The 21,103-nt window shown below is 61.7% G+C and carries 23 protein-coding genes and 1 pseudogene; 11 read left to right on the top strand and 13 right to left on the bottom strand.

What is annotated here, in order from left to right:
• Nucleotides 1–40: 40 nt before the first annotated feature.
• Nucleotides 41–199: a YqaE/Pmp3 family membrane protein gene (locus tag BS630_RS28920; protein ID WP_032991071.1), complete on the bottom strand. Its 159-nt coding sequence runs from the start codon at nt 197–199 to the stop codon at nt 41–43.
• A 77-nt stretch (nt 200–276) separates the two neighbouring features.
• Here BS630_RS28920 and rhaI point away from each other — a divergent pair, with 77 nt between their 5' ends.
• Entirely contained in the window at nt 277–1,569 is a 1,293-nt protein-coding gene (gene rhaI / locus BS630_RS28915) for an L-rhamnose catabolism isomerase (RefSeq protein WP_077980127.1), read from the top strand.
• 92 nt (nt 1,570–1,661) lie between these two features.
• On the opposite strand, the gene BS630_RS28910 is transcribed toward rhaI, so the two are convergent.
• Nucleotides 1,662–2,120: a carboxymuconolactone decarboxylase family protein gene (locus BS630_RS28910; RefSeq protein WP_077980126.1), complete on the bottom strand. Its 459-nt coding sequence runs from the start codon at nt 2,118–2,120 to the stop codon at nt 1,662–1,664.
• Nucleotides 2,121–2,227: 107 nt separating this feature from the next.
• Here BS630_RS28910 and BS630_RS28905 point away from each other — a divergent pair, with 107 nt between their 5' ends.
• Both BS630_RS28905 and BS630_RS28895 read left to right on the top strand, forming a co-directional pair.
• Nucleotides 2,228–3,094 carry a sigma-70 family RNA polymerase sigma factor gene (locus BS630_RS28905; protein WP_077980125.1) on the top strand — a complete coding sequence of 289 codons (867 nt, stop codon included), beginning with the start codon at nt 2,228–2,230 and terminating at the stop codon, nt 3,092–3,094.
• A 275-nt stretch (nt 3,095–3,369) separates the two neighbouring features.
• Nucleotides 3,370–4,574, top strand: a pseudogene (locus BS630_RS28895) (amidohydrolase/deacetylase family metallohydrolase).
• 22 nt (nt 4,575–4,596) lie between these two features.
• Here the strand turns inward: BS630_RS28895 and BS630_RS28890 are convergent.
• Nucleotides 4,597–5,445 carry an IclR family transcriptional regulator gene (locus BS630_RS28890; RefSeq protein ID WP_041472614.1) on the bottom strand — a complete coding sequence of 283 codons (849 nt, stop codon included), beginning with the start codon at nt 5,443–5,445 and terminating at the stop codon, nt 4,597–4,599.
• A 248-nt stretch (nt 5,446–5,693) separates the two neighbouring features.
• Here BS630_RS28890 and BS630_RS28885 point away from each other — a divergent pair, with 248 nt between their 5' ends.
• Nucleotides 5,694–6,551 (top strand): SDR family oxidoreductase, encoded by an 858-nt coding sequence (locus tag BS630_RS28885; RefSeq protein ID WP_003553847.1) that lies wholly within the window; start codon nt 5,694–5,696, stop codon nt 6,549–6,551.
• Nucleotides 6,552–6,675: 124 nt separating this feature from the next.
• Here BS630_RS28885 and BS630_RS28880 read toward each other — a convergent pair whose 3' ends face one another.
• On the bottom strand, nt 6,676–6,891 hold the full coding sequence (locus BS630_RS28880; RefSeq protein WP_025397489.1) for a hypothetical protein: 216 nt from the start codon (nt 6,889–6,891) through the stop codon (nt 6,676–6,678).
• A 127-nt stretch (nt 6,892–7,018) separates the two neighbouring features.
• Here BS630_RS28880 and BS630_RS28875 point away from each other — a divergent pair, with 127 nt between their 5' ends.
• Together BS630_RS28875 and BS630_RS28870 are read left to right on the top strand one after the other, a co-directional pair.
• Nucleotides 7,019–7,642 carry a TetR/AcrR family transcriptional regulator gene (locus tag BS630_RS28875; protein WP_003547850.1) on the top strand — a complete coding sequence of 208 codons (624 nt, stop codon included), beginning with the start codon at nt 7,019–7,021 and terminating at the stop codon, nt 7,640–7,642.
• A gap of 82 nt (nt 7,643–7,724) precedes the next feature.
• The gene (locus BS630_RS28870) at nt 7,725–7,913 is read left to right on the top strand and encodes a hypothetical protein (protein ID WP_003547852.1); all 189 of its coding nucleotides are present in this window, start codon (nt 7,725–7,727) and stop codon (nt 7,911–7,913) included.
• Nucleotides 7,914–7,943: 30 nt separating this feature from the next.
• On the opposite strand, the gene BS630_RS28865 is transcribed toward BS630_RS28870, so the two are convergent.
• Together BS630_RS28865 and BS630_RS28860 are read right to left on the bottom strand one after the other, a co-directional pair.
• Nucleotides 7,944–8,384 carry a DUF1810 domain-containing protein gene (locus BS630_RS28865; RefSeq protein ID WP_077980123.1) on the bottom strand — a complete coding sequence of 147 codons (441 nt, stop codon included), beginning with the start codon at nt 8,382–8,384 and terminating at the stop codon, nt 7,944–7,946.
• Nucleotides 8,385–8,455: 71 nt separating this feature from the next.
• Entirely contained in the window at nt 8,456–8,734 is a 279-nt protein-coding gene (locus tag BS630_RS28860) for a hypothetical protein (protein WP_027665604.1), read from the bottom strand.
• Nucleotides 8,735–9,009: 275 nt separating this feature from the next.
• Here BS630_RS28860 and BS630_RS28855 point away from each other — a divergent pair, with 275 nt between their 5' ends.
• Nucleotides 9,010–10,404, top strand: a complete 1,395-nt coding sequence (locus BS630_RS28855; protein ID WP_077980122.1) for an amidase — start codon at nt 9,010–9,012, stop codon at nt 10,402–10,404.
• A gap of 29 nt (nt 10,405–10,433) precedes the next feature.
• On the top strand, nt 10,434–11,294 hold the full coding sequence (locus BS630_RS28850; RefSeq protein ID WP_077980121.1) for a sugar phosphate isomerase/epimerase family protein: 861 nt from the start codon (nt 10,434–10,436) through the stop codon (nt 11,292–11,294).
• A gap of 18 nt (nt 11,295–11,312) precedes the next feature.
• On the opposite strand, the gene betC is transcribed toward BS630_RS28850, so the two are convergent.
• Nucleotides 11,313–12,827: a choline-sulfatase gene (gene betC / locus BS630_RS28845; RefSeq protein ID WP_077980120.1), complete on the bottom strand. Its 1,515-nt coding sequence runs from the start codon at nt 12,825–12,827 to the stop codon at nt 11,313–11,315.
• 143 nt (nt 12,828–12,970) lie between these two features.
• On the opposite strand from betC, the gene BS630_RS28840 reads away from it, so the two are divergent.
• The 3 genes from BS630_RS28840 to BS630_RS28830 all read left to right on the top strand — a co-directional run bounded on the left by BS630_RS28840 (nt 12,971) and on the right by BS630_RS28830 (nt 15,089).
• Nucleotides 12,971–13,873 carry a choline sulfate utilization transcriptional regulator gene (locus tag BS630_RS28840; protein ID WP_077980119.1) on the top strand — a complete coding sequence of 301 codons (903 nt, stop codon included), beginning with the start codon at nt 12,971–12,973 and terminating at the stop codon, nt 13,871–13,873.
• Between the two features lie 119 nt (nt 13,874–13,992).
• Nucleotides 13,993–14,196 carry a hypothetical protein gene (locus tag BS630_RS28835; RefSeq protein ID WP_077980274.1) on the top strand — a complete coding sequence of 68 codons (204 nt, stop codon included), beginning with the start codon at nt 13,993–13,995 and terminating at the stop codon, nt 14,194–14,196.
• A 101-nt stretch (nt 14,197–14,297) separates the two neighbouring features.
• Entirely contained in the window at nt 14,298–15,089 is a 792-nt protein-coding gene (locus BS630_RS28830; RefSeq protein ID WP_077980118.1) for an HpcH/HpaI aldolase family protein, read from the top strand.
• Between the two features lie 3 nt (nt 15,090–15,092).
• Here the strand turns inward: BS630_RS28830 and BS630_RS28825 are convergent, their stop codons facing one another.
• The 6 genes from BS630_RS28825 to BS630_RS28800 form a co-directional block, all read right to left on the bottom strand.
• Complete coding sequence (locus tag BS630_RS28825; protein ID WP_077980117.1) at nt 15,093–15,773, bottom strand: spermidine synthase; 681 nt, start codon at nt 15,771–15,773, stop codon at nt 15,093–15,095.
• Nucleotides 15,774–15,843: 70 nt separating this feature from the next.
• The gene (locus BS630_RS28820) at nt 15,844–16,743 is read right to left on the bottom strand and encodes an ABC transporter ATP-binding protein (protein WP_077980116.1); all 900 of its coding nucleotides are present in this window, start codon (nt 16,741–16,743) and stop codon (nt 15,844–15,846) included.
• On the bottom strand, nt 16,740–17,543 hold the full coding sequence (locus BS630_RS28815; RefSeq protein WP_077980115.1) for an ABC transporter ATP-binding protein: 804 nt from the start codon (nt 17,541–17,543) through the stop codon (nt 16,740–16,742). Before BS630_RS28815 ends, BS630_RS28820 begins: the two co-directional genes overlap by 4 nt.
• Nucleotides 17,540–18,418 carry an ABC transporter permease gene (locus tag BS630_RS28810; RefSeq protein ID WP_077980114.1) on the bottom strand — a complete coding sequence of 293 codons (879 nt, stop codon included), beginning with the start codon at nt 18,416–18,418 and terminating at the stop codon, nt 17,540–17,542. The genes BS630_RS28815 and BS630_RS28810 overlap by 4 nt, the downstream gene beginning before the upstream one ends.
• Before the next feature lies 1 nt (nt 18,419).
• The gene (locus BS630_RS28805; protein WP_077980113.1) at nt 18,420–19,397 is read right to left on the bottom strand and encodes an ABC transporter permease; all 978 of its coding nucleotides are present in this window, start codon (nt 19,395–19,397) and stop codon (nt 18,420–18,422) included.
• Nucleotides 19,398–19,452: 55 nt separating this feature from the next.
• A complete protein-coding gene (locus BS630_RS28800) occupies nt 19,453–21,096 on the bottom strand; it encodes an ABC transporter substrate-binding protein (protein ID WP_077980112.1) in 1,644 nt (547 codons plus the stop codon).
• Nucleotides 21,097–21,103 lie beyond the last annotated feature (7 nt).

Genomic DNA, 21,103 nt, shown 5'->3' with positions numbered 1-21,103 from the left:
AGCGGTTTGCGTCCGGAACGCGTAAAGCAAACGGATAGAGCTATTTCCGGAGGATCACCCATATTGCGTGGACGATCCCCGGCAGATAGCCGCAGAGTGTCAGCAATATATTGAGCCAGAAATGCAGGCCGATCCCGACCTGCAAGAATACGCCAAGGGGCGGCAGGATGATCGCAAGAAGAATGCGGAGAACGTCCATCGTAGCTCCTTCGTTTGAAGACATGTAAGCGTTTGAACGCGAACCGTGCCCTATGGTTCGCGACCAGGGAGGAATAGATGACAGATTCCAGGATTGCGCCAGATCTGGTCGCGACTGAAAACGACAAGCGGGCAACCGCGCTGAAAGCCGATTACGAGGCACTGGGCGCGACGCTTGCCCGTCGCGGCGTCGATATCGAGGCGATCACCCGCCAGGTTGCGGAATTCTTCGTTGCCGTTCCCTCCTGGGGTGTCGGCACCGGCGGCACGCGATTTGCCCGTTTCCCCGGCACCGGCGAGCCGCGCGGCATCTTCGACAAGCTCGACGATTGCGCCGTCATCAACCAGCTGACGCAGGCGACCCCGAACGTCTCGCTGCATATTCCCTGGGACAAGGCGGATGCTAGCGAATTGAAGGCCAAGGGTAACGCGCTCGGCCTCGGCTTCGATGCGATGAATTCGAACACCTTTTCCGATGCGCCTGGCCAGGCCCATTCCTACAAATACGGCTCGCTCAGCCACACCGACGCGGCGACGCGGGCGCAGGCGGTCGAGCACAATCTCGAATGCATCGAGATCGGCAAGGCGCTCGGCTCCAAGGCGCTGACGGTCTGGATCGGCGACGGCTCGAATTTCCCCGGCCAGAGCCATTTCACCAAGGCTTTCGAGCGTTACCTCGCCTCGATGGCGGATATCTACAAGGCGCTGCCCGACGATTGGAAGCTGTTCTCCGAGCACAAGATGTACGAGCCGGCCTTCTATTCGACCATCGTGCAGGATTGGGGCACCAACTACCTGATCGCCCAGACGCTCGGCCCCAAGGCCTATTGCCTCGTCGATCTCGGCCACCATGCGCCGAATACCAATATCGAGATGATCGTCGCCCGGCTGATCCAGTTCGGCAAGCTCGGCGGTTTCCACTTCAACGATTCGAAATATGGCGATGACGATCTCGACGCCGGCGCGATTGATCCCTACCGGCTGTTCCTCGTTTTCAACGAACTGGTCGACGCCGAGCAGCGCGGCGTCAACGACTTCAACCCGGCCCATATGATCGACCAGTCGCACAATGTCACCGACCCGATCGAAAGCCTGATCAACAGCGCCAACGAAATCCGCCGTGCCTATGCGCAGGCGCTGCTTGTCGACCGCAAGGCGCTCTCCGGCTACCAGGACGACAACGACGCGCTGATGGCGTCGGAAACGCTGAAGCGCGCCTATCGCGCCGATGTCGAGCCTATCCTGGCCGAAGCCCGCCGCAGGGCTGGCGGCGCGATCGACCCGATCGCCGTTTACCGCGCCAGCGGTTATCGCAAGAAGGTAGCGGCCGAACGCCCGGCATCCGCTGCCGGCGGCGGCGGCATCATCTGAACGACCGATTGTTTCGCATGGCCTGAAGCCTGCTGATTAGGGATGATGGTCGCCGGCGGCGCAGGGGTGCGCGCTGCCGGCGACCTCGCCGTTTACGGCTTCCAGGCCCCGGCGATCTGGCGGGTGGCGATGTTCAGCCGGTTCCAGACATTGATGTTGGCGATGGCGATGACGAGTGCCGCAAGGCTCCTGCCGTCATAATGCCGTGTCGCTTCGTCCCAGACGTCATCCGGCACCGGATCCGGCCGATCGCTAAGGCGGGTGATCGCCTCCGTGAGCCCAAGCGCGGCGCGTTCAGCATCGCTATAATAAGGGGCGTCGCGCCAGCCAGCGACGGCAAAGAGCCGCTCATCGGTTTCGCCATGTTTACGGGCAATGCGCCAATGGCCATCGATGCAGACGCTGCAGCCGTTGATCTGGCTGGAGCGCAGATTGACGAGTTCGAGCAGCTTTGGCGAAAGGCCGGTTTCGGTCGGCACCTTGCTGAGCGCATTGAGAGCCTGCATGGCCGCGGGAAGGACGAGGGCGGGATTTTCCATTCTCTCCTGCATGATATGTCTCCTCATACGTTTCGTGTTTGACGATCCGCCGGCGCTGTCACATCGGCCGGGTTTCATGCGTCATTGCCTTGACGGAACGCAGCGGAGGAATGTGACACATGGACGAGAAAAAATGGCTGACTCAAGAATTCGAGGCGAACAGAGCGCATCTGAGGGCCGCAGCCTATCGCATGCTCGGCTCGCGCAGCGAGGCGGAGGATGCCGTTCAGGAGGCCTGGCTGCGGCTTAGCCGCACGGATACGACAGGGGTCGGCAATCTCGTCGGTTGGCTGACCACGGTTGTGGCGCGCATCTGTCTCGACATGCTGCGCGCCCGCAAGACCCGGCGCGAGGAGCCGCTGGAGGCGCCTGTTCATGCTGGGATCGCCGATCCGGCGAACGATCCCGAGCGCGAAGCCGCCTTTGCCGATTCGGTCGGTCTGGCGCTGCTCGTCGTGCTGCAGACGCTGGCGCCCGCCGAACGTGTCGCCTTCGTGTTGCACGACATGTTCGATCTACCCTTCGATGAGATCGCGCCGATCATCGGCCGTTCGTCCGCCGCCACCCGCCAGCTCGCAAGCCGCGCCCGCCGCCGGGTGCAGGGCTTGGACGAGACTCCTGATGTCGATTTCGCGCGTAAGAGGACGATCGCCGAGACCTTTCTTGCCGCCTCCCGCAACGGCGATCTGGAGGCGCTGCTTGCGGTGCTTTCGCCCGATGTCGTCTTCCGCCCGGATGCGACGGCGGCCCGATACGGCATTGGCGAAATGCGCGGCTCGACCGATGTGGCTGAGGCCTTCAAGGGTCGGGCGCAGGCGGCGGAGGCCGCCGTTGTCGACGGTGAGCTTGGGTTCGTCGTGCACACCGGGGGCCAGACTCGCATCGCGGTGACGCTGACGATCGCCGATGGCAAGATCGTCGCGATCGACGCCGTCGCGGATCCGGAACGCCTGCGACAGATCAGCTATTCGATCCTTCAGGATTGAAATCGAATGCGAATTTCTGATCTCTTTGAGACAGGCGCGCTTTGGAAGGAGCGCGCCCTTTACGTTTTCAGAGCGTCGGCGGACACGTCATTTTCCTTGACAGCCGCGTCCTCGGCCTTATTCTACTATAAAATCCTATATAGCATAACTATGGAATTGCGGCGATGCGATGCGCCTGAAGCGCCCTCTCTAATTTCCCCATACCCTTCCATGATGACCCGCAGACGGATGATCGAGGAGTGATCCCGGTCCGAGACTCGAAAGGAATGCAGATCATGCCCGATGACCACGTGAAGAAGCCGCTTCTCCTCACCAATGTCAAACCGGTGGCCTTCGGTGCCGGCACATCCGACCGGGCAATCGACATTCTCGTCAGTGGTGACGGCGGGATCGCCGAGATCGGTCCGTCGCTTGCGATCTCTGAGGATGTGACGCGCATCGACGGCAAGGGCGCCTTCATTTCGCCGGGCTGGGTCGACCTGCACGTGCATATCTGGCACGGCGGCACAGATATTTCCATCCGTCCGTCCGAATGCGGCGTCGAGCGCGGCGTCACCACACTGGTCGATGCCGGTTCAGCCGGTGAAGCGAATTTCCATGGCTTCCGGGAGTATATCATCGAGCCCTCGCGCGAACGCATCAAGGCCTTCCTGAACCTCGGCTCGATCGGCCTCGTCGCCTGCAACCGCGTCGCGGAATTGCGGGATATCCGCGATATCGATCTCGACCGCATTCTTGAAGTCTATGCCGAAAACACCGAGCACATCGTCGGCATCAAAGTGCGCGCCAGCCATGTCATCACCGGCTCCTGGGGCGTCACTCCCGTCAAGCTCGGCAAGAAGATCGCCAAGATCTTGAAAGTGCCGATGATGGTGCATGTTGGCGAGCCGCCGGCGCTCTATGACGAGGTGTTGGAGATTCTCGGCCCCGGCGACGTCGTCACCCATTGCTTCAACGGCAAGGCAGGGTCGAGCATCATGGAGGACGAGGACCTCTTCAATCTCGCCGAGCGCTGCGCCTCCGAGGGCATCCGCCTCGACATCGGCCATGGCGGCGCCTCCTTCTCCTTCAAGGTCGCCGAGGCGGCGATCGCGCGCGGGCTTCTGCCGTTCTCGATCTCGACCGATCTGCACGGCCATTCGATGAACTTCCCGGTCTGGGATCTGGCGACGACGATGTCGAAACTTCTCAGCGTCGGCATGCCTTTCGCCAAGGTGGTGGAAGCCGTCACCCATGCGCCGGCATCCGTCATCAAGCTGTCGATGGAGAACCGGCTTTCGGTCGGCTCGCAAGCGGAATTCACCGTTTTCGATCTGGTCGATTCCGATCTCGAAGCGACGGATTCCAACGGCGACGTTTCGGTCCTCAATAAGTTGTTCGAACCACGCTATGCGGTAGCGCCGATGCCTTCGCTGCCAGCCGCTATGTGCCGCGGGCGCGCAAGCTGGTGCGCCACAGCCACGGCTATTCCTACAGGTAGGATCCGCGGGCCGGGCGCATGCTCAGCGGTTGCGCCAGCCCATCAGCTTTTCGATCCGTTCCGCTGAACTGCGCACATGCGCCGTATAGTGGTTCTCGTCGGAAAACGCCTTCTGTTCCGGCAGCACGATGGAAATCGTGGCGACGCACTGGCCGTCGCGATCGCAGATCGGCGAGGCGATGCAGGCAACCGCATAATCCGATTCCCCAGCCTGGATCGACAGGCGCGATTCGAAGGCCTTGCCGGCGGCTTCCGACAGCGTGCCCGGATCGATCTCGGCGCGGCCGGTCGGTGAAGAGCGGGCGCAGCGCTTGAACAGTTCGATGCGCTCCTCCTCGGCCAGGTGGCCGACGAGCAGCCGGCCGGAGGCTGTCCAGTTCAGCGGCACCCTTGTGCCGACGCGGGACGCCACCTGAAAATGGCTCGGGCCGTCGGCCATGGCGAGCACCAGCATATAGTCGCCGTCACGACCGCAGACCTGCACGGTTTCGCCGGCCTGGCGGCAGAGATCGTGCATTTCGTGGGTGGCGATGCTCATGAAGTCCAGCGACCTGGCATAGGCAAGGCCGTAATGGTATAGCCGCGCGCCGAGCCAGATCGAGCCGTCGGCCTGGCGTGTCAGCATGTTCTTCTCGACGAGATCGTCGACGATCACGTAAACGGTCGACAGCGGCGCCTTCACCGCCTTGGCGATGGCATAGACGCCGGCGGGTGATCCGGTCTCGTAAAGATGGTCGATCACCTGAAGCGCCCGGTCGATGCCGCTGACGCGTGCGCGACGCGCACCCTTGCCGCCGGCCTCGCCGGCAACGCCCTCATCTTCGGAGTAAACTGCGGATGATGTCTTTCCGTCCAATTCCACGCACCTCATGCAAACGCGATTATGTTACATTACTATGGCATAGCCGTCGCCGTGGCAAATGGCAACATTTCGCGGGTTGCTAGTCGGATTGGGCCGACTAGATGAGCCTCTGTTTTCAATAATCACCGGAAATTTAGGATGCGGCGGCGGCCGTGAGCGTGCTCAGCGTGAGCGGTTGCTGGAGAAGTCATTCCGCCGCGAGATTTGGAACAACAAGCCCTAGCCCGAGTTTGACCCCCTGAACCCAGGAGGTCACGATGCCAAATTATCCCACACCACCTTTCCCATCTCAGAAACAGCCGATGCCGGGTTTTACCGCGCAGATGGACCCGGTTCCCGACCATGGCGAAAAAAGTTATCGCGGTTCCGAGCGGCTGAAAGGCAAGCGGGCGATCATCACCGGCGGCGATAGCGGCATCGGCCGCGCTGTGGCAATCGCCTATGCCAGGGAGGGTGCCGATCTGCTGCTTTCCTATCTCGACGAGGATGAGGATGCCGATGAGACGAAACGTCTCGTCGAGCAGGCCGGACGCAAGGCTATCCTCGTCAGCGGCGACATCCAGGATCCCGCCCACTGCAGACAGATCGTCGAGACAGCGGTCAAGGAGCTTGGTGGTATCGACATTCTCGTCAACAACGCCGCGCACCAGGCGAGTTTCAAAAGCATCGACGAGATCAGCGATGAAGAGTGGGAACTGACCTTCAAGGTCAATATCCATTCGATGTTCTACCTGACCAAGGCAGCCGTCGCTCATATGAAACCCGGCAGCGCCATCATCAACACGGCCTCGATCAATTCGGACAATCCGAACCCGACGCTGCTTGCCTATGCGACGACCAAGGGTGCGATCCAGAATTTCACCGCCGGCCTTGCCCAGCTTCTGGCCGAGAAAGGCATTCGCGCCAATGCCGTGGCGCCCGGGCCAATCTGGACGCCGCTCATCCCCTCGACACTGCCTGAAGAAAGCGTCAGCAATTTCGGTAAGCAGGTGCCGATGAAACGGCCCGGCCAGCCGGCCGAGCTTGCGACGGCTTACGTGATGCTGGCCGATCCCTTGTCGAGCTATGTCTCGGGCACGACGATCGCGGTCACCGGCGGCAAGCCGATCCTATAAAGCGCGCAAGTCCGTTGGACGCTTTTGCGCGACATGCTTTAAAGCGGCAAGGGCCGCCGTCTGGTTGTGACGGCAGCCCTTGACGGGGGCAGGGAGAGATCCCCAAGCTGTTTAGGCGGCGTCTTCAGCCGAAGCAGGGCACTGCCGGCAGATTGGCGCGGCTTGCGAGTGCTCCGATCATATTGCCGACCGATGTCGAGCGTGGCTCACGTTTGCGGGCTGCCGTCTCCAGGAGCTGCTTGAAGTCTTCAAGCTTCACGCCGTCGGCGCGTAACACCATGGCAATCAGGGGGTCGCGAAGGGCTTCGGATATCGTCAGGTCATCTCTGGTCTTTGTCATGGTTGTCCTCCTTTCGTGGGCGGTCGCCCGTGTTCCACTTTCCGCTGCCATGCCCTCGGCATTGACTTTCGCGTTTCGTGGTGTTACCGGTAAGTAACAATGCATTTGTTACCGATCGGTCACATTGATGTCAAGGACTACGTCCGCAAAAAAATCAGAAACTTCGAATGAAATCCCCGCAGCCGTTCCAGAAGATCGCATCCCGCCGCGGGAGCGTATCGTCTCGACCGCCTCGGAGCTTTTCCGCGAGCGCGGCATTCGCGGCATCGGCGTCGATGCCATTGCCGACGCGGCTCTGACCAACAAGATGACGCTCTACCGGCATTTCGGCTCGAAGGACGAGCTCGTCTGCGAGACGCTTCGCCGCGCCTCCGAAAAGGCGGGTGCCATCTGGCGCGATCTGGAATCGGCCTATCCCGACAATCCGCGCGCCCAGCTAGACGCCTGGGTGGAGATGCGGGCGCAATGTCTGAACGGCGAGCCCGCCGGGTGCGATCTTGCCAATGCCGCCATCGAGCTGAAGGGCGAGGGCCATCCAGCCCACGAAATGATCGAGCGGCACAAGGCCGAACAGCGTGATCGCCTGGCCGCGCTCTGTTCGGCGGCCGGCGCGCGCGAACCCCAGCTTCTTGCCGATACTTTGACGCTGCTGCTCGAAGGCGCGCGCGTCAGCCGCCAGGCCATGGGCGCTGCCGGCTGCTGCGGTCATTTCGCCAAAGCCTGCCACGCGGCGATCGCTTCTTTCGCCTGAGCATCGCAAGTGTGTGGGAGGGGAACCTTACCGCGTCCATGCCGTTTTGACACTAACCCGAGGGCGATGTGGAGGCAGGGAGATGAACTACGTCTATCTCAAACGCCTATATGCCAAACGCGCCGAGCTCGAAGCCAAGCTGGAGCTGCATGATGCGCGCTATTGTTTCGGCGAGGAAGAGGTCGATGACGGCACCGACAGCGATCTGCGTCAGCGGTTGAGCGAAATTTCCGAGGAAATTGCTACGCTGGAGAGCAGACCGGGCAGATAACTATTCAGATTTTAGCCGACCGGCATAAAATCAGTCTGTGCTGGCGCTGAGGATTTCCATCGTCCGTTCGTCGAATTTTCCCTGATAGAAATGCTCGATCACCTGGTGGAAGGGCGAACCGTGATCGCTGATCGCGGCAAACAAGGTCATCGATGAGCACAGCTTCAAGTCGTCGGGTGAGCCCAGGATTTCGTGCGCCGATCGCCCGTTCACCGATAGGATCGCCTCGACGCAACGCAACAACCTGCTTGAGAGAATGGGATCGGCGAGATAGGCGGCGGCTTCCTCCGCCGAGCGGATCGCATATTTTTCGGCCATCGCCGACGTGCCTAGACCGGCGATCTGCGGGAAGATGAACCACATCCAGTGGGAGGTCTTGCGTCCGGCTTTCAGCTCTAGGAGCGCCCGCTGGTAGATGCCGTTCTGGGCGTCGATGAAGCGGTGAAGCTTGTAGTCGATGTCGCCGGCCATGGTCCTTTCCCTTTTCCTGCTGTCGATGCAGCCTGGGCAAAGGTTTCCACGCCCGGCAATATGTTTTGCTATCAGCAAACCCTCTCAGCGTAGGGGCTGCTGTCGCGGCAATGGCCGTAGGCCGGATGCTGCGGCACGTTATCGCCGGCCGGGGCGGCAATGGCCGATGTTGTCATCGGGTCCGTATTGCCGGAAGAATATGCGGCAAAACCCGCAAAGCTCAAGAGAACCAGCGCTCCGACCACGACAATGCGCTCGAAGGCCGAAAGTTTCTGGGCGCTGACATGATCTACATAATCGCGCTCGCCTAAACCGGCGGTTTCGTCCTCTTTTACATGGAGGGTCACCATATCCTGGCGACGGCTTAAAGTTTCACAATCTGTCATTTTAATTACTCCTGCAACACATGCGGCGCCGGTCTCTTAAGAGCAAACTCCCACCCTCGTGCCGAACCGCTTCCGCATGCGTGCAGCATGTGTGTCTTCGACCGTGGCAATTGAAGGGGCGATCTTCAAACGCAGTGTTCAAAAAATCGTACCAATAAATGCAAAATATCGTGAAGCTCTGGTTCACCGGAATGATCCGCGGTAGTCCAGACAGGAACATCTTTCTTCTGGATAGTCCCATGAGCAAATCCTTCGGCGCGATGTCGGTCGCGCAACTTTCCATCCTCATTCAAGGTGGCGCGGCCGATCCGGTCGAGGTCGCCGAGGCGGTTTTCGATTCCATCGCGAATTATGCCGACAAGGCGGTTTTCACCACACTGCTCGAAAACCGGGCGATGGAGGAGGCGCGCGCCTCTTCGCGACGTCTGCGGGAAGGGCGCTCGCTTGGATTGCTGGACGGCATTCCGATTGCCTGGAAGGATCTTTTCGACATCGAAGGCTTGCCGACGACGGCGGGCTCCGTCGTTCTGGCAAAGGAGATGCCGGCCAAGCGCGATGCGGCTGTCGTCGCTTTGCTCAGGCAGGCGGGCATGGTCGCCGTCGGACGCACCAATATGAGCGAATTCGCCTTTTCCGGCCTCGGCATCAATCCGCATTACGGCACGCCGGTAAATCCGCGAAGCCTCGATCTCCCGCGCATTCCGGGCGGCTCGTCCTCCGGTGCGGGTGTCGCCGTCGCTGCCGGACTGGTGCCGGTTGCAATGGGCACCGATACCGGCGGCTCGGTGCGTATTCCCGCCGCCTTCAACGGTATCGTCGGTTATAAAGCAACACGCGGCCGCCACACGATGGCAGGCGTCTATCCGCTGGCAAAGAGCCTGGATTCGCTGGGACCGCTCTGCCGCAGCGTCAGGGACGCGGTCTGGATCGATGCGGCAATGCGCGGCTTGACGGCGCCTGATGTCGCCACGCATCCCCTGCAAGGGCTGGAACTCGTCGTGCCTGAAAATATCGTCTTCGATGGCGCTGAAGCCGGCGTCGTCGCTGCGTTCGAGGCGGCTTTGGGACGTCTTCAAAAGGCGGGCGCCAAGGTTGCCCGCATCGTCATCCCCGCCTTCGACGAGATATTCGAGCTGATGACGAGATATGGTCCGCTGGTCACGGCGGAGGCTTTCGCGCTTCACCGCGAACGCTTGGCAGGACCGGACGCGGAAAGCATGGACCACCGTGTCGTCATGCGCACCCGTCTCGGAAGCAAGACGACGCTGCCCGATTACCTGGCGATCCTCGAGGCGCGCAGCCGCCTGATCGTCGATGTCGAGCGCCTCGTCGGCGATCGGCTGCTCGCCTTTCCGACTGTTGCCCATGTCGCGCCGCCGATCGGGCCGTTGGAGCAGGATGACGAGCTGTTCTTCGCGACGAACAACAAGACGTTGCGCAACACCGCGCTCGGCAATTTCCTCGACTGGTGCGGCGTTTCCATTCCCTGCGGTACGGGCGAGGCTGGCATGCCTGTTGGACTGCTGCTTTCGGCCACCCCCCATCGCGATGAGGCGCTGCTGGGGATTGCCCTTGCGGCCGAGGCGGTCTTGCTTGAATTGGCAATTGAACCGCCGGGATTTAGTTGCCATTGATGGCATGAGGAGATCCCGGAGGAAAGCAAGTGCAGGTTTTGCAAAACGGACGTTTCGCGGTTTCGACATGGTCGCTGCATCGGCTGCTTGGCGCCGTTCATGCCTATAGTCCCGATCCTGACAAAAGTGCTGCTGCGAAAGAGCCCTATGGCCCCGGTGCTGCGGCGCTGATCGACGTGCCGGCGGCGCTCTCGGCACGCGGCATCAACAGGTTGGAGGTCTGTTCCTTCCATCTGCCGAGCCTCGACGTCGGCTATATAAGCGACTTGCGTGGCGCGATGGCGGCCTCGAACGTGCTGTTCCAGACGCTGCTCGTCGAGGATGGCGATCCGAGCCATCCCGAGACGGCCGAACGCGACGTCGAATGGATGGCGGAGTGGATCGACATTGCCGCAGCCCTCGGGGCTGAGAGGATGCGGGTCATCGCCGGCAAACAGAAACCGACGGAGGAAAACCTTATCCGCGCCGCCCACCATCTGAACTGGCTGGCCGGAAAGGCCGAAGGCAGCGGCGTGCGTGTCGTCGTCGAGAACTGGTTCGACCTGCTGCCGTCGCCGGTCGAAATGAACTGGCTGCTGGACCGGTTGGACGGCAAGGTCGGCCTCAACGGCGACCTCGGTAACTGGGCGGCGCCGGCGAAATATCAGGGCCTTGCCGATATCATGGGCCGGGCGGAAATCTGCCATGCCAAGGCCGATTATGGCGTTACCGGCCTCGATGCCGCGGATTACCGCAGGTGCCTGGAGATGTGCGAGAGAGCCGGTTACGACGGTCCCTTCACGCTGATCTACGACTCGCCCTTCTTCCCTGACGAATGGGACGGCATCCTGCTGCAAAAGGCATTCATCGAGGATTTCCTGCGCGAGGCGCCGGCGCGCAAGACGGCTTAAACCAGAAGCACCTTTCGTTCATTCCTGGCGCGGGAACCTTTGGTTTTCCTCCAACACGTTCAGATCCATGTGGTTGCGCATATAGCGCTCCGAGGCTTTCTGCAGCGGCTGGTAGTCCCATGGATAATAGGCCCCATTGCGCAGCGCTGCATAGACCACCCAGCGGCGCGCCTGGCTTTCGCGCACGGCTGCGTCGAAAGCGGAAAGGTTCCAGCGTCGGCCGGCCTGTTCGACAATGCTTGCCAAGATCTCGGCATGGGCCGGGTCGGCCGCCAGATTGTCGAGTTCTTGGGGATCGGCCTCGAGATTAAACAGCATCGGCGGGTCCTTGTCGCAAAGCGAGAGCTTGTATCGTCCGTCGCGGATGCAGACGAGCGGTGCCTCGGAACCCTCCGCGGCATATTCCATCGGCACCGGGCTGCGGCCGCCGGTCGCTTCGGCAAGCGCTGCGAGATCCTCGCCCTCGGTCCATGGCTTCAGCGAGGCAATATCGATCCCGGCAAGACCGGCAAGCGTCGGCGTCACGTCGAGAGTGGAGACAGGCTGGTCGATCCGTCTGGGCTGCCAGCCGGGTGCTGCGATCATCAGCGGAACGCGGGCCGATCCTTCGAAGAAGTTCATCTTGAACCAGAGGCCGCGGTCGCCGAGCATGTCGCCATGGTCGGAGGCAAAGAGGATGATCGTGTTTTCAGCCATGCGGCTCCGCTCCAGGACGCCGAGAATGTCGCCGATCTTCTCGTCGACATAGGAGATATTGGCGAAATAGCCCCGCCTTGCCCGCCTGATCTGCTCATCGTTGATGTCGAAAGCGTCGTGATCGCAGGCTTTCATCAGACGCTGCGAGTGCGGGTCCTGCCGCTCGAAGGCAATCGGCGCAACCGTCGGGTCAAGTGCCGGGCAGTCCTCATAGAGGTCCCAGAATTTGCGGCGCGCGACGTAGGGATCGTGCGGATGGGTGAAGCTGACGGTCAGGCACCAGGGGCGCTCGTCATGACCGCGCGAGAGATCGAACAGCTTGCGGCCGGCATGGTAGGCGACCTCGTCGTCATACTCCATCTGGTTGGTGATCTCGGCAACGCCGGCGCCGGCGACCGAACCCAGATTGTGATACCACCAGTCTATGCGCTCGCCGGGCTTGCTATAATCGGGCGTCCAGCCGAAGTCGGCCGGGTAGATATCCGTCGTTAGGCGCTCCTCGAAGCCGTGCAACTGGTCGGGGCCGACGAAGTGCATCTTGCCGGAAAGTGCGGTCTGGTATCCGGCAGCGCGCAGATGATGCGCATAGGTCGGAATGTCGGAGGCAAATTCCGCCGCATTGTCATAGACGCGGGTTCGGCTCGGCAATTGTCCGGACATGAAGGAGGCCCGCGCCGGTGCGCAGAGCGGGCTTGCCGTATAGGCGTTGGTGAAGCGCACGGAACGTTCCGCCAGTGATTTCAGATGCGGCGCATGCAGAAACTCGGCAGGCCCATCTGGAAAGAAAGTCCCATTCAACTGATCGACCATCAGGATGAGGATATTCGGACGCGCCATGCGAAATTGTCTCCTGTGGTCTCAAAGGCTGGGGACGATCTTGCTGGAAGGAGGCGCCCATTGCTATTTGCAGATCTTATCAAAACCACTATCGTCCTCCTTGTAAAGATGGCTTTTTTTGATGTTTGCCAAAAGGGGTTTTTATGCCAGATCGCCGGCCTGAGCTGGGATGGATGCGCATCTTCGCTGAGGTTGCAAGGCTCGGCAGCTTTTCGGCCGCGGCGGCAGGACTCGGCCTCACGCAGCCTGCCGTCAGTTATCAGATCCGACGGCTGGAAGAGCAGTTCGGCGTCGCCCTGCTGCGCCGGCAGCACCGCGGCGTCGAATTGACCGCGGAGGGCGAACGGCTTTTCCAGGTCGCGGCCAAGACGGTTGCTGACGTCGATGCCCTGGCGCGCAGTTTCCGCACCGAGGCTCAAAGGCCGGTCGTCAGACTAAGAACCGACTATGCCTTTTCAGCGCTCTGGCTGATCCCGCGCATGCATGGCTTTCGCCTGCTTCACCCCGAAACGGATATACAGATCGTCGCGACGCAGCGGCTCGAGCCCGGCTTTCGTGACGACGCAGATGTGGCGGTGGTTTTCGGCACAAAGGCGGAATTCGGTGCCGTCGGATCACTTCTGCTGCAGGAAAAGGTGGTGCCCGTCTGCACGCGAGGCTTTCTCGATCGCAACGGCCCGTTCGACGATCCGCAGCAGCTTGCCAAGGCGATCCTGATCCATCTCGATTCGCCGACGCCATCTCCCTGGTTCGACTGGCGAAGTTATTTTGCCGAATTCTCCGTAACTCGCGATCTCCACGCCGGCCGCGGTGATGTCAGTTTCAACACCTACTCGCTGGTCGTCCAGGCGGCTCTCAGCGAGCAAGGCGTGGCGGTCGGCTGGATGGGGCTGGTCGATACGCTTCTCTCCACACAAATGCTGGTGGAAGCCGGGCCGCCGCTCGAGGCACGCGACCGCGGTTACTGGCTGATACCGCCGCGATCGGCCAATATTCACAGCGAGAGGCTCAGCAGCTGGCTGGTGGATGAAGTCGGCCGCATATGACATTCGGCCCGAGGCCGGTGCCTCATCGTATCCGGAATATGTTCGCTCCCAGGAGAGAAGCCTTGTCATGACCGATGCCGATCGACATTGTGGCATCGATTCATAGGGAGGGCCGAAGCATGCCGCGAACCGTCGGATACGTCGTTGGACTGCTCATGATCCTCCTGGGGCTGATCTGGATCGCACAGGGAAGCGGTTATTTTCCCTATCCCGCATCCAGTTTCATGATCAACCAAAGCATCTGGGTTCTCTGGGGAGGCATCATGGCTGCAGCGGGGATCGCCGTGACGGTCATTATTTCACGGCTGCGCAGGAGAGGATGAGCCGGCAACCCCGTGCATGGCTTTGAGGGAATTCGACATCGAAGAGTTCCTCAAGGTGAAATATCTGGCCGCAGGCGGCCTGTCGAACTGAGGAGAATGGCATGAGCGCAGCTGAAATCGACGGCTTTGCGGACCGGATCAGGCAACACCGGGGCGGCATGATCTCCGCCTGGGTCGGTATTCCCGACGCCACGCTCGCCAATCACCTGGCGCAGGAGGCTTTCGACACCATCGTGCTGGATATGCAGCACGGCATGTGGGACATGCCCTCGGCAGCGAATGCCGTCGCCCAGGTGCGGCTTGCCGGCAAGCCGGCGCTGGCGCGCATACCGGTCGGTGATTTCGCGTCCGCCTCGCGCCTGCTCGATGCCGGTGCCTCCGGCATCATAGCGCCGATGATCAATTCGGCCGAAGACGCGCAAGCCTTCGTCAAGACCACGAAATATCCGCCTCTCGGCGAACGCAGCTGGGGACCGTCGCTGGCGCTCAACCATACCGGCCTGTCGGCCGATGATTATCTGAAGAACGCCAACGCGCTGACCGTCGCCATCGCCATGATCGAGACCCGGGCGGCACTCGAGGCGATTGACGGTATCCTCGGCGTTGCCGGCATCGACGGTATCTTCATCGGCCCCTCCGACCTTTCGATCGCACTCTCGAACGGCGACCAGGTTGCGCCGAACGCCGCCGAGATCGACAGCGCCATGCAGCATGCGGTTTCGCGCTGCCGCGCCCATGGCAAATTCGCCTGCGCCTTCGCCGCCGACGGCGAGCGGGCGGGCGAGCTACTGAAATTCGGCTTCGATCTGGTCATTGCCGGTGCCGAGACCGCGCAACTGCGCTCCGGCGCTCGCCGCGCCATCAATGCCGCCCGCAGGATCGCGTCTGCTTGAGCGTCATTTCACTGGTTTGACGGCCAGCCAGATGACGTGGCGGGCGCCGCCGCGTTTGCCGTTGGCGCGCGTGTTGACCACATCGACGGCAAAACCGCTGCCCTTGAGACGTCGGGTGAAATCGGGGTCCGGACCGGACGACCAGACGGCGAGCACGCCGCCGGGGCGCAACGCGTCGCCGGCGGCGCGAAGGCCAGCGAAATCGTAGAGCCGGTCGTTGGATTTGCGGGTCAGGCCATCAGGGCCATTATCGACATCGAGCAGGATGGCGTCATAGGCGCCTTTACCGGAACGGATCGCCTCGCCGACATCGCCCTGGTGGATACCGACGCGCGGGTCGTCGAGACAGCCCTTGAAGACCTCGGCCATCGGCCCGCGTGCCCAGGCGACCACGGCCGGCACCAGTTCGGCGACGGTGACGCCGGCATCTTCCGGGAGGACGGCGAGAGCGGCGCGCAGGGTAAAGCCCATGCCGAGGCCGCCGATCAGGATCCGCGGCTTCGGATGCGTTTTGATCCGATCCCAGGAAAGGGTCGCCAGCGCCTCCTCCGAGCCGCTGAGGCGGCTGTTCATCAGCTCGTTGGCGCCGAGCATGATCGAAAACTCGCTGCCGCGCCGCTTCAGCCGCAATTCGCCGTTTTCACCGGGAATGGTCGCGGAATCGAGCTGGATCCAGGGCAGCATGACGGTATCGCCTCATCTGAAAGAGACCGTCCCCTAGCATGGGGCGCCAGATGAGGCCAGCAAGCCGGCCTCAGATCATCCGCATGAAATGATCCTGCTCGAATTCGACGATGTCGTCCCGCGGCACGGCCGAACGGCGGCGGATGTCCTCCACCTCGTCGGGCCTCAGCCGGGCCTTCGGGTCGTCGAACCGGACTTCGGGATCGGGCACGGCCGAGAGCAGCAGCCTTGTATAGGGATGCAGCGGATTGTCGATCACCTTGGCGACGCTGCCCCATTCGACGATCTGGCCGGCATACATCACGGCGATGTCCTCGGCGACATAACGGGCGGTGGCGATGTCATGGGTGATATAGAGCAGGCCGAGATTCATCTCCTGCTTCATCTCGTTCAACAGGTTCAGCACGCCGAGGCGCACGGAGACGTCGAGCATCGAGGTCGGTTCGTCGGCGACGATTACCTCCGGCTTGACGGCCAAGGCGCGCGCGATGTTGATGCGCTGGCGCTGGCCGCCGGAAAGCTCGTGCGGATATTTCGGCGCGACGAGATCGGGATCGAGCCTGACGCGCCGCAGAAGTTCACGGATCGCGGCGTCGATCTCGGCCCCCTTGATCTCCGGGCGGTGCAGTTTGAGTGGCCGCCGGAGATGATGGGCGATGGTGTGGGCCGGGTTGAGCGAGGCGAAGGGATCCTGGAAGATCATCTGCACCGAACGGCGGTAACGGGCGATCTCGGCGGATTTCGCCGCCTCGACAGGCCGGCCCTTGTAGAGAATCCGGCCCGATGTCGGCAGATATTCGCGCATCGCCATGCGGGCGCAGGTGGTCTTGCCGCTGCCGGATTCGCCAACGAGCGCCAGCGCCCGGCCGGCATGCAGCGAAAACGAGATGGCGCGCGCCGCATGCACGGCCCCGAAGCCATGGCCGAAAGTCTTGGTCACCGTGTCGAGTGCGAGAATGGCGTCTGTCATAGCAGCACTCCTCCACGCAGCGAGGGGAAGGAAGCCCAGAGCTTTTTCGTGTAGTCATGCTTGGGCGTCCTGTAGATCGCCTCGGCCGTGTTCTGCTCCACCAACTGGCCTGATAGCATGATGCCGATGCGGTCGCAGAATTGCACCATCAGCCCGAGATCATGGGTGATGAACAGCACGGAGAAGCCGAAGCTGCGGCGCAATTCGTTGATGCGCTGCAGGATCTCGCGCTGGACGACGACGTCGAGCGCCGTCGTCGGTTCGTCCATGACGACGAGCTTCGGATTGAGCGCCATGCAGATGGCGATAACGATGCGCTGGCGCATGCCGCCGGAAAACTGGTGCGGATAGTCGCGCATGCGATCCGGCGCGATATCGACGAGGGTCAGCATCTCGGCGGTGCGCTCACGGGCTTCCGTGCGGCTCATCCCCTTGTGGGTGCGCAGCATGTCGTAGAATTGCGTTTCGATGCGCAGCACCGGGTTCAGCGAGTTCATGGCGCTCTGGAACACCATGGCGACCTCGCGCCAGCGGAACGCACTGAGCGCCTGCCTGTTGAGGCCGAGCACGTCGCGACCGTCGAGCAGGATACGGCTCTCCTTGCGGATCAGCGCCGGCGGTTTGTGCAGGCGGCTGATGGCAAAAGCGATGGTGCTCTTGCCGCAGCCGGATTCGCCGGCAAGGCCGAAGACCTCGCCCGGCGCGACGTCGAAGCTGACATCGTTGACGGCGCGGAAGTCCTTCTCCTCGCCGATATAGTCGATGGTGAGGTTCCTCACTGAAAGCAGCGGCTGCGTCACAGGCGGCCCTCCCCGGAGCGGACGAGCAGGGACCAGCGCTTCAGGTGATTGCCGGTGCGCAGCCGCGGATTGGCGATCTCGTCGACAGCGAAATTCAAGAGTGACATGCCGATACCGAGGAAGGCGAGTGCGAAACAGGGCGTGAGGATATCCCACCAGGCGCCGACCGAAAGGGCCGAGGCCTTCTGCGCATTGTAGAGCATGGTGCCCCAGGAGATCGCTCTCGGATCGCCGAGGCCGAGGAACTCGAGCGTCGCCTCGGTGATGATCGCGAAGATGACGCTGCCGATGAAGTTGATGCCGACGATTGAAATCACGTTGGGAAAAATCTCGAATGTCATGATACGCCATTGCGGCTCACCCATCATCTCGGCCGATTTGACGAAATCCTTCTGCTTGACGGAGAGCGTTTCGGCGCGGGTGACGCGTGCGCCCCAGGCCCAGGAGGTGGCGCCGAGGATAAGGGCGATGACGAGGGGGCTTGCCTGGCCGATGAAGGCGGCAAGCACCAAGAGCAACGGCAGGTTCGGAACGACCAGCACCATATTGGTGAAGAAGCTGATGATCTCGTCGGTCTTGCCGCCGCGATAGCCGGAGATGATGCCGAGCGCGGTGCCGACGAGGGTGATCAGCAGGCCGGCGCCGAAGCCGACGGCAAGCGAAGTACGGGCACCGTAGATCAGCCGGGCGAAGACATCCTGGCCGATGCGGGTCGTGCCGAGGATATGATCGAGCGATGGCGGCTGGTGCGGCCGCCCGGTGCGGGCGGCGGGATCGTACTGCGTCAGCAGCGGCGCTGCGATCGCGACGAGGACGATGAAGGCGATAATGACGAGACCGACGAGCGCCTTGCGGTTTTGAAGCAGGGTCTTCATTTCACGCTCCCTTCAGCCTGGGATCGAGCAGCACATAACTGACGTCGACGATAAAATTGGCGATCAGCATGGTTGCGGTCATGATGAGGAGCTGGCCCTGGATGACAGGGTAGTCCCGGGCGAGGATCGCCTGGTAGAGAATGTTGCCGAGGCCGGGATAATTATAGACGACCTCCGTCACCAGCGATCCGCCGAGGATGGTGCCGATGGCGATGGCAAGGCTGGAGACGGTCGGCAGCAGGGCGTTGCGCGCCGCGTACCACAGCATCACATGCCGATCCGAAAGGCCCTTGGCGCGGGCCATGACGATATAGTCCTCGCCGAGCAGATTGATCATGTTGTTGCGCATGGTGACGGTGAAGCCGCCGATCAGCACGGTGCAGAGCGTCACCATCGGCAGGATGCCGTGGTAGGCGAGGCTGCCGATATATTGCAGGCTGAAGGCGGGATCGAGCGATGGGTCGGCGGCATAGCCGTTCGGAAACCAGCCGAGCGTGAAGCCGAAGATGAAGAGCACGATCAGCGAGGTGACGACGGCCGGCACCGAGGTGGCGAAGATCGCGCCGACGGAGACGATGACATCGAACGTGCTGCCGCGTCGCCAGGCGGCGACGATGCCGAGAAAGGTGCCGATCGCGAAGCTGACGATGGTCGCTGTGCCCATCAGGCCGACGGTCCAGATGAGCGCATTGCCGAGCACGGAGGTGACGGGCAGCGGGAAATACTTGATCGAGCGGCCGAGATCGCCGGTGAAGATGCTGCCGAGATAGGTGAGGTATTGTTGCCAGAGCGGGCCGTCGACGAAGCCGAAGGTGAGTTTCAGCGCCTGCAGGCTTTCCGGCGGCAATTCGGTGCCGGCGCTTGAGAACATGATCTGCACCGGATCGCCCGGCATCAGACGCGGCAGGAAGAAATTGATCGTCGCTGCCGCGATGAAAGCTGCCATGTAGAAGACGAGGCGGCGAAGCAGAAAAGCCATGGGGACTCCGTCGTGACGGAGCGGCGCTTTACGCCGCTCCGGAGGATTGCGATGCTTACTTGACCGGCTCGAGGGCCAGCAGGTTCAGCAGGCGTGCCGGGTTGGTCCGGGAGATCGACGGATTGACGAAGGGGTTTTCCTTGGTCGACCAGCCGCTGAAGCGCTTGGTGTTGTACTGATACCAGTTCGGATTGTTGAAGACGGGAATCATCGGCATGTTTTCGGCGACGATGCGTTGCGCCTTGTTCATCGCGTCCTTCTGCTTGGCAAGATCGGCGGTATGAGTGAACTCGGTGACGAGTTTTTCGACCTCCGGATTGAACCAGCGCTGCGCGGTGAAGCGGGTCTTGCCCTTGTCCGAGGCGCTGAAGGCGCGCTTATAGGGGTAATAGGGCGAAGCCGATGCCGGCAAGCTGTTGATCGCCGCATCGAAGGTGCCGTTGATGAGGTTGCCGGTCCAGACGGCTTCCTCCGGCGTTTCGATCTTGGCGTCGAGGCCGACAGCCTGGATGCCTTCCACGGCGATGTTGACTGTGTCGACCCAGTCCGTCCATGAATTCGGGACAATGATGGAGAAGGAGATCTTACTGCCGTCGGGATTGTCGCGGAAGCCGTCGCCGTCCTTGTCCTTGTAGCCTGCCTCGTCGAGCAGGGCCTTGGCTGCATCGGCATCATAGGTTGCAAACTTCCCGAAGTCGGCCTTGACGGACGGGTCCGCCCAGCTCTTGTAAAGCTCGCCCATCAGGCCGGGGTCTTCGTTCAGCGTCGGATAGCCGTAGCCGGCGACCTCGATCATCGTCTTGCGGTCGAGCGCCATCGAGACAGCACGGCGGAATTTCAGGTCGTTGAAGGCCTTCTTGTTGTTCTCGTTTGCCGTTTCCAAGTTGAACAGAAAGGCGACCATGCTGCTTGGCGAATACCAGTAATGGAAGTGCGCAGGATCCTTGGAAACATAGACATTGTCGATATCGGGAATGAAGGAGACGCCCCAGTCGAGCGTGCCGTCGGCCGTTGCCGTCAGGATCTGGTTGTTGTCGGCAAGCTGCGGGAAGCGCATGCAATCGACCTTCAGATGAGCGTTGTCCCAATAGTGCGGGTTGCGGCACTGGTCATAGGTCTGGCCGGTGAAGCGCGGCACTTCTGTCAGCGGGCCGCTACCAACAGGGGTCTCGTTGGCGAAAGTCACGGGATCGGCGACGTCCTTCCAGACATGTTCCGGAACGATCGGTAGCTGCGAGATCTGTTCGGCCGCAAGCGAGCTCGGATTGGCGAGCGTGAAGCGCACCGTCTGGCCGTCGACGGCCTTGATATCGGTGACGAAGGTCCAGATGCTGACGAAGTCGAGCGCCGGGAATTTCTTCAGGTAATCGTAGGTGAACTTGACGTCGGCTGCCGTCAGCGGCTTGCCGTCAGACCATTTCAGGTCTGAGCGCAGCTTGAATTCGATGCTCTTCAGATCATCGGAGAGCTTGAAGCTTTCGGCCAGGCGATAGACCGGCTTGTTGCTGTCGAAGCGGTTGAAGACGACCAGCGGCTCGTAGATGAAATCGAGCGTCGACTGGCGCGCCGAGGTCTGGTTGAACGGGTTGAAGTTGCGAACCCAGGTCGTCGCCGGTTCGATATTCGCCGTCAGCACCGTTTGCGCCATGGCGGATCCGGAAAGCAGCGTTAGCGCGGCGGCAAGAAGATATTTTTTCATGTTTTAT

Source organism: Rhizobium laguerreae (assembly GCF_002008165.1).
In the GTDB taxonomy this organism is placed as follows: Bacteria; Pseudomonadota; Alphaproteobacteria; order Rhizobiales; family Rhizobiaceae; genus Rhizobium; species Rhizobium laguerreae.
Note: the sequence above shows the minus strand (reverse complement) of the source record. Positions and strands in the feature narration are given on the sequence as shown.

What these genes read in the sequence shown, in the direction of transcription:
- BS630_RS28920 (WP_032991071.1), bottom strand. Translation starts at nt 199, where the DNA reads ATGGACGTTCTCCGCATTCTTCTTGCGATCATCCTGCCGCCCCTTGGC.
- rhaI (WP_077980127.1), top strand. Translation starts at nt 277, where the DNA reads ATGACAGATTCCAGGATTGCGCCAGATCTGGTCGCGACTGAAAACGAC.
- BS630_RS28910 (WP_077980126.1), bottom strand. Translation starts at nt 2,120, where the DNA reads ATGCAGGAGAGAATGGAAAATCCCGCCCTCGTCCTTCCCGCGGCCATG.
- BS630_RS28905 (WP_077980125.1), top strand. Translation starts at nt 2,228, where the DNA reads ATGGACGAGAAAAAATGGCTGACTCAAGAATTCGAGGCGAACAGAGCG.
- BS630_RS28890 (WP_041472614.1), bottom strand. Translation starts at nt 5,445, where the DNA reads ATGAGGTGCGTGGAATTGGACGGAAAGACATCATCCGCAGTTTACTCC.
- BS630_RS28885 (WP_003553847.1), top strand. Translation starts at nt 5,694, where the DNA reads ATGCCAAATTATCCCACACCACCTTTCCCATCTCAGAAACAGCCGATG.
- BS630_RS28880 (WP_025397489.1), bottom strand. Translation starts at nt 6,891, where the DNA reads ATGACAAAGACCAGAGATGACCTGACGATATCCGAAGCCCTTCGCGAC.
- BS630_RS28875 (WP_003547850.1), top strand. Translation starts at nt 7,019, where the DNA reads ATGTCAAGGACTACGTCCGCAAAAAAATCAGAAACTTCGAATGAAATC.
- BS630_RS28870 (WP_003547852.1), top strand. Translation starts at nt 7,725, where the DNA reads ATGAACTACGTCTATCTCAAACGCCTATATGCCAAACGCGCCGAGCTC.
- BS630_RS28865 (WP_077980123.1), bottom strand. Translation starts at nt 8,384, where the DNA reads ATGGCCGGCGACATCGACTACAAGCTTCACCGCTTCATCGACGCCCAG.
- BS630_RS28860 (WP_027665604.1), bottom strand. Translation starts at nt 8,734, where the DNA reads ATGGTGACCCTCCATGTAAAAGAGGACGAAACCGCCGGTTTAGGCGAG.
- BS630_RS28855 (WP_077980122.1), top strand. Translation starts at nt 9,010, where the DNA reads ATGAGCAAATCCTTCGGCGCGATGTCGGTCGCGCAACTTTCCATCCTC.
- betC (WP_077980120.1), bottom strand. Translation starts at nt 12,827, where the DNA reads ATGGCGCGTCCGAATATCCTCATCCTGATGGTCGATCAGTTGAATGGG.
- BS630_RS28840 (WP_077980119.1), top strand. Translation starts at nt 12,971, where the DNA reads ATGCCAGATCGCCGGCCTGAGCTGGGATGGATGCGCATCTTCGCTGAG.
- BS630_RS28835 (WP_077980274.1), top strand. Translation starts at nt 13,993, where the DNA reads ATGCCGCGAACCGTCGGATACGTCGTTGGACTGCTCATGATCCTCCTG.
- BS630_RS28830 (WP_077980118.1), top strand. Translation starts at nt 14,298, where the DNA reads ATGAGCGCAGCTGAAATCGACGGCTTTGCGGACCGGATCAGGCAACAC.
- BS630_RS28825 (WP_077980117.1), bottom strand. Translation starts at nt 15,773, where the DNA reads ATGCTGCCCTGGATCCAGCTCGATTCCGCGACCATTCCCGGTGAAAAC.
- BS630_RS28820 (WP_077980116.1), bottom strand. Translation starts at nt 16,743, where the DNA reads ATGACAGACGCCATTCTCGCACTCGACACGGTGACCAAGACTTTCGGC.
- BS630_RS28810 (WP_077980114.1), bottom strand. Translation starts at nt 18,418, where the DNA reads ATGAAGACCCTGCTTCAAAACCGCAAGGCGCTCGTCGGTCTCGTCATT.
- BS630_RS28805 (WP_077980113.1), bottom strand. Translation starts at nt 19,397, where the DNA reads ATGGCTTTTCTGCTTCGCCGCCTCGTCTTCTACATGGCAGCTTTCATC.
- BS630_RS28800 (WP_077980112.1), bottom strand. Translation starts at nt 21,096, where the DNA reads ATGAAAAAATATCTTCTTGCCGCCGCGCTAACGCTGCTTTCCGGATCC.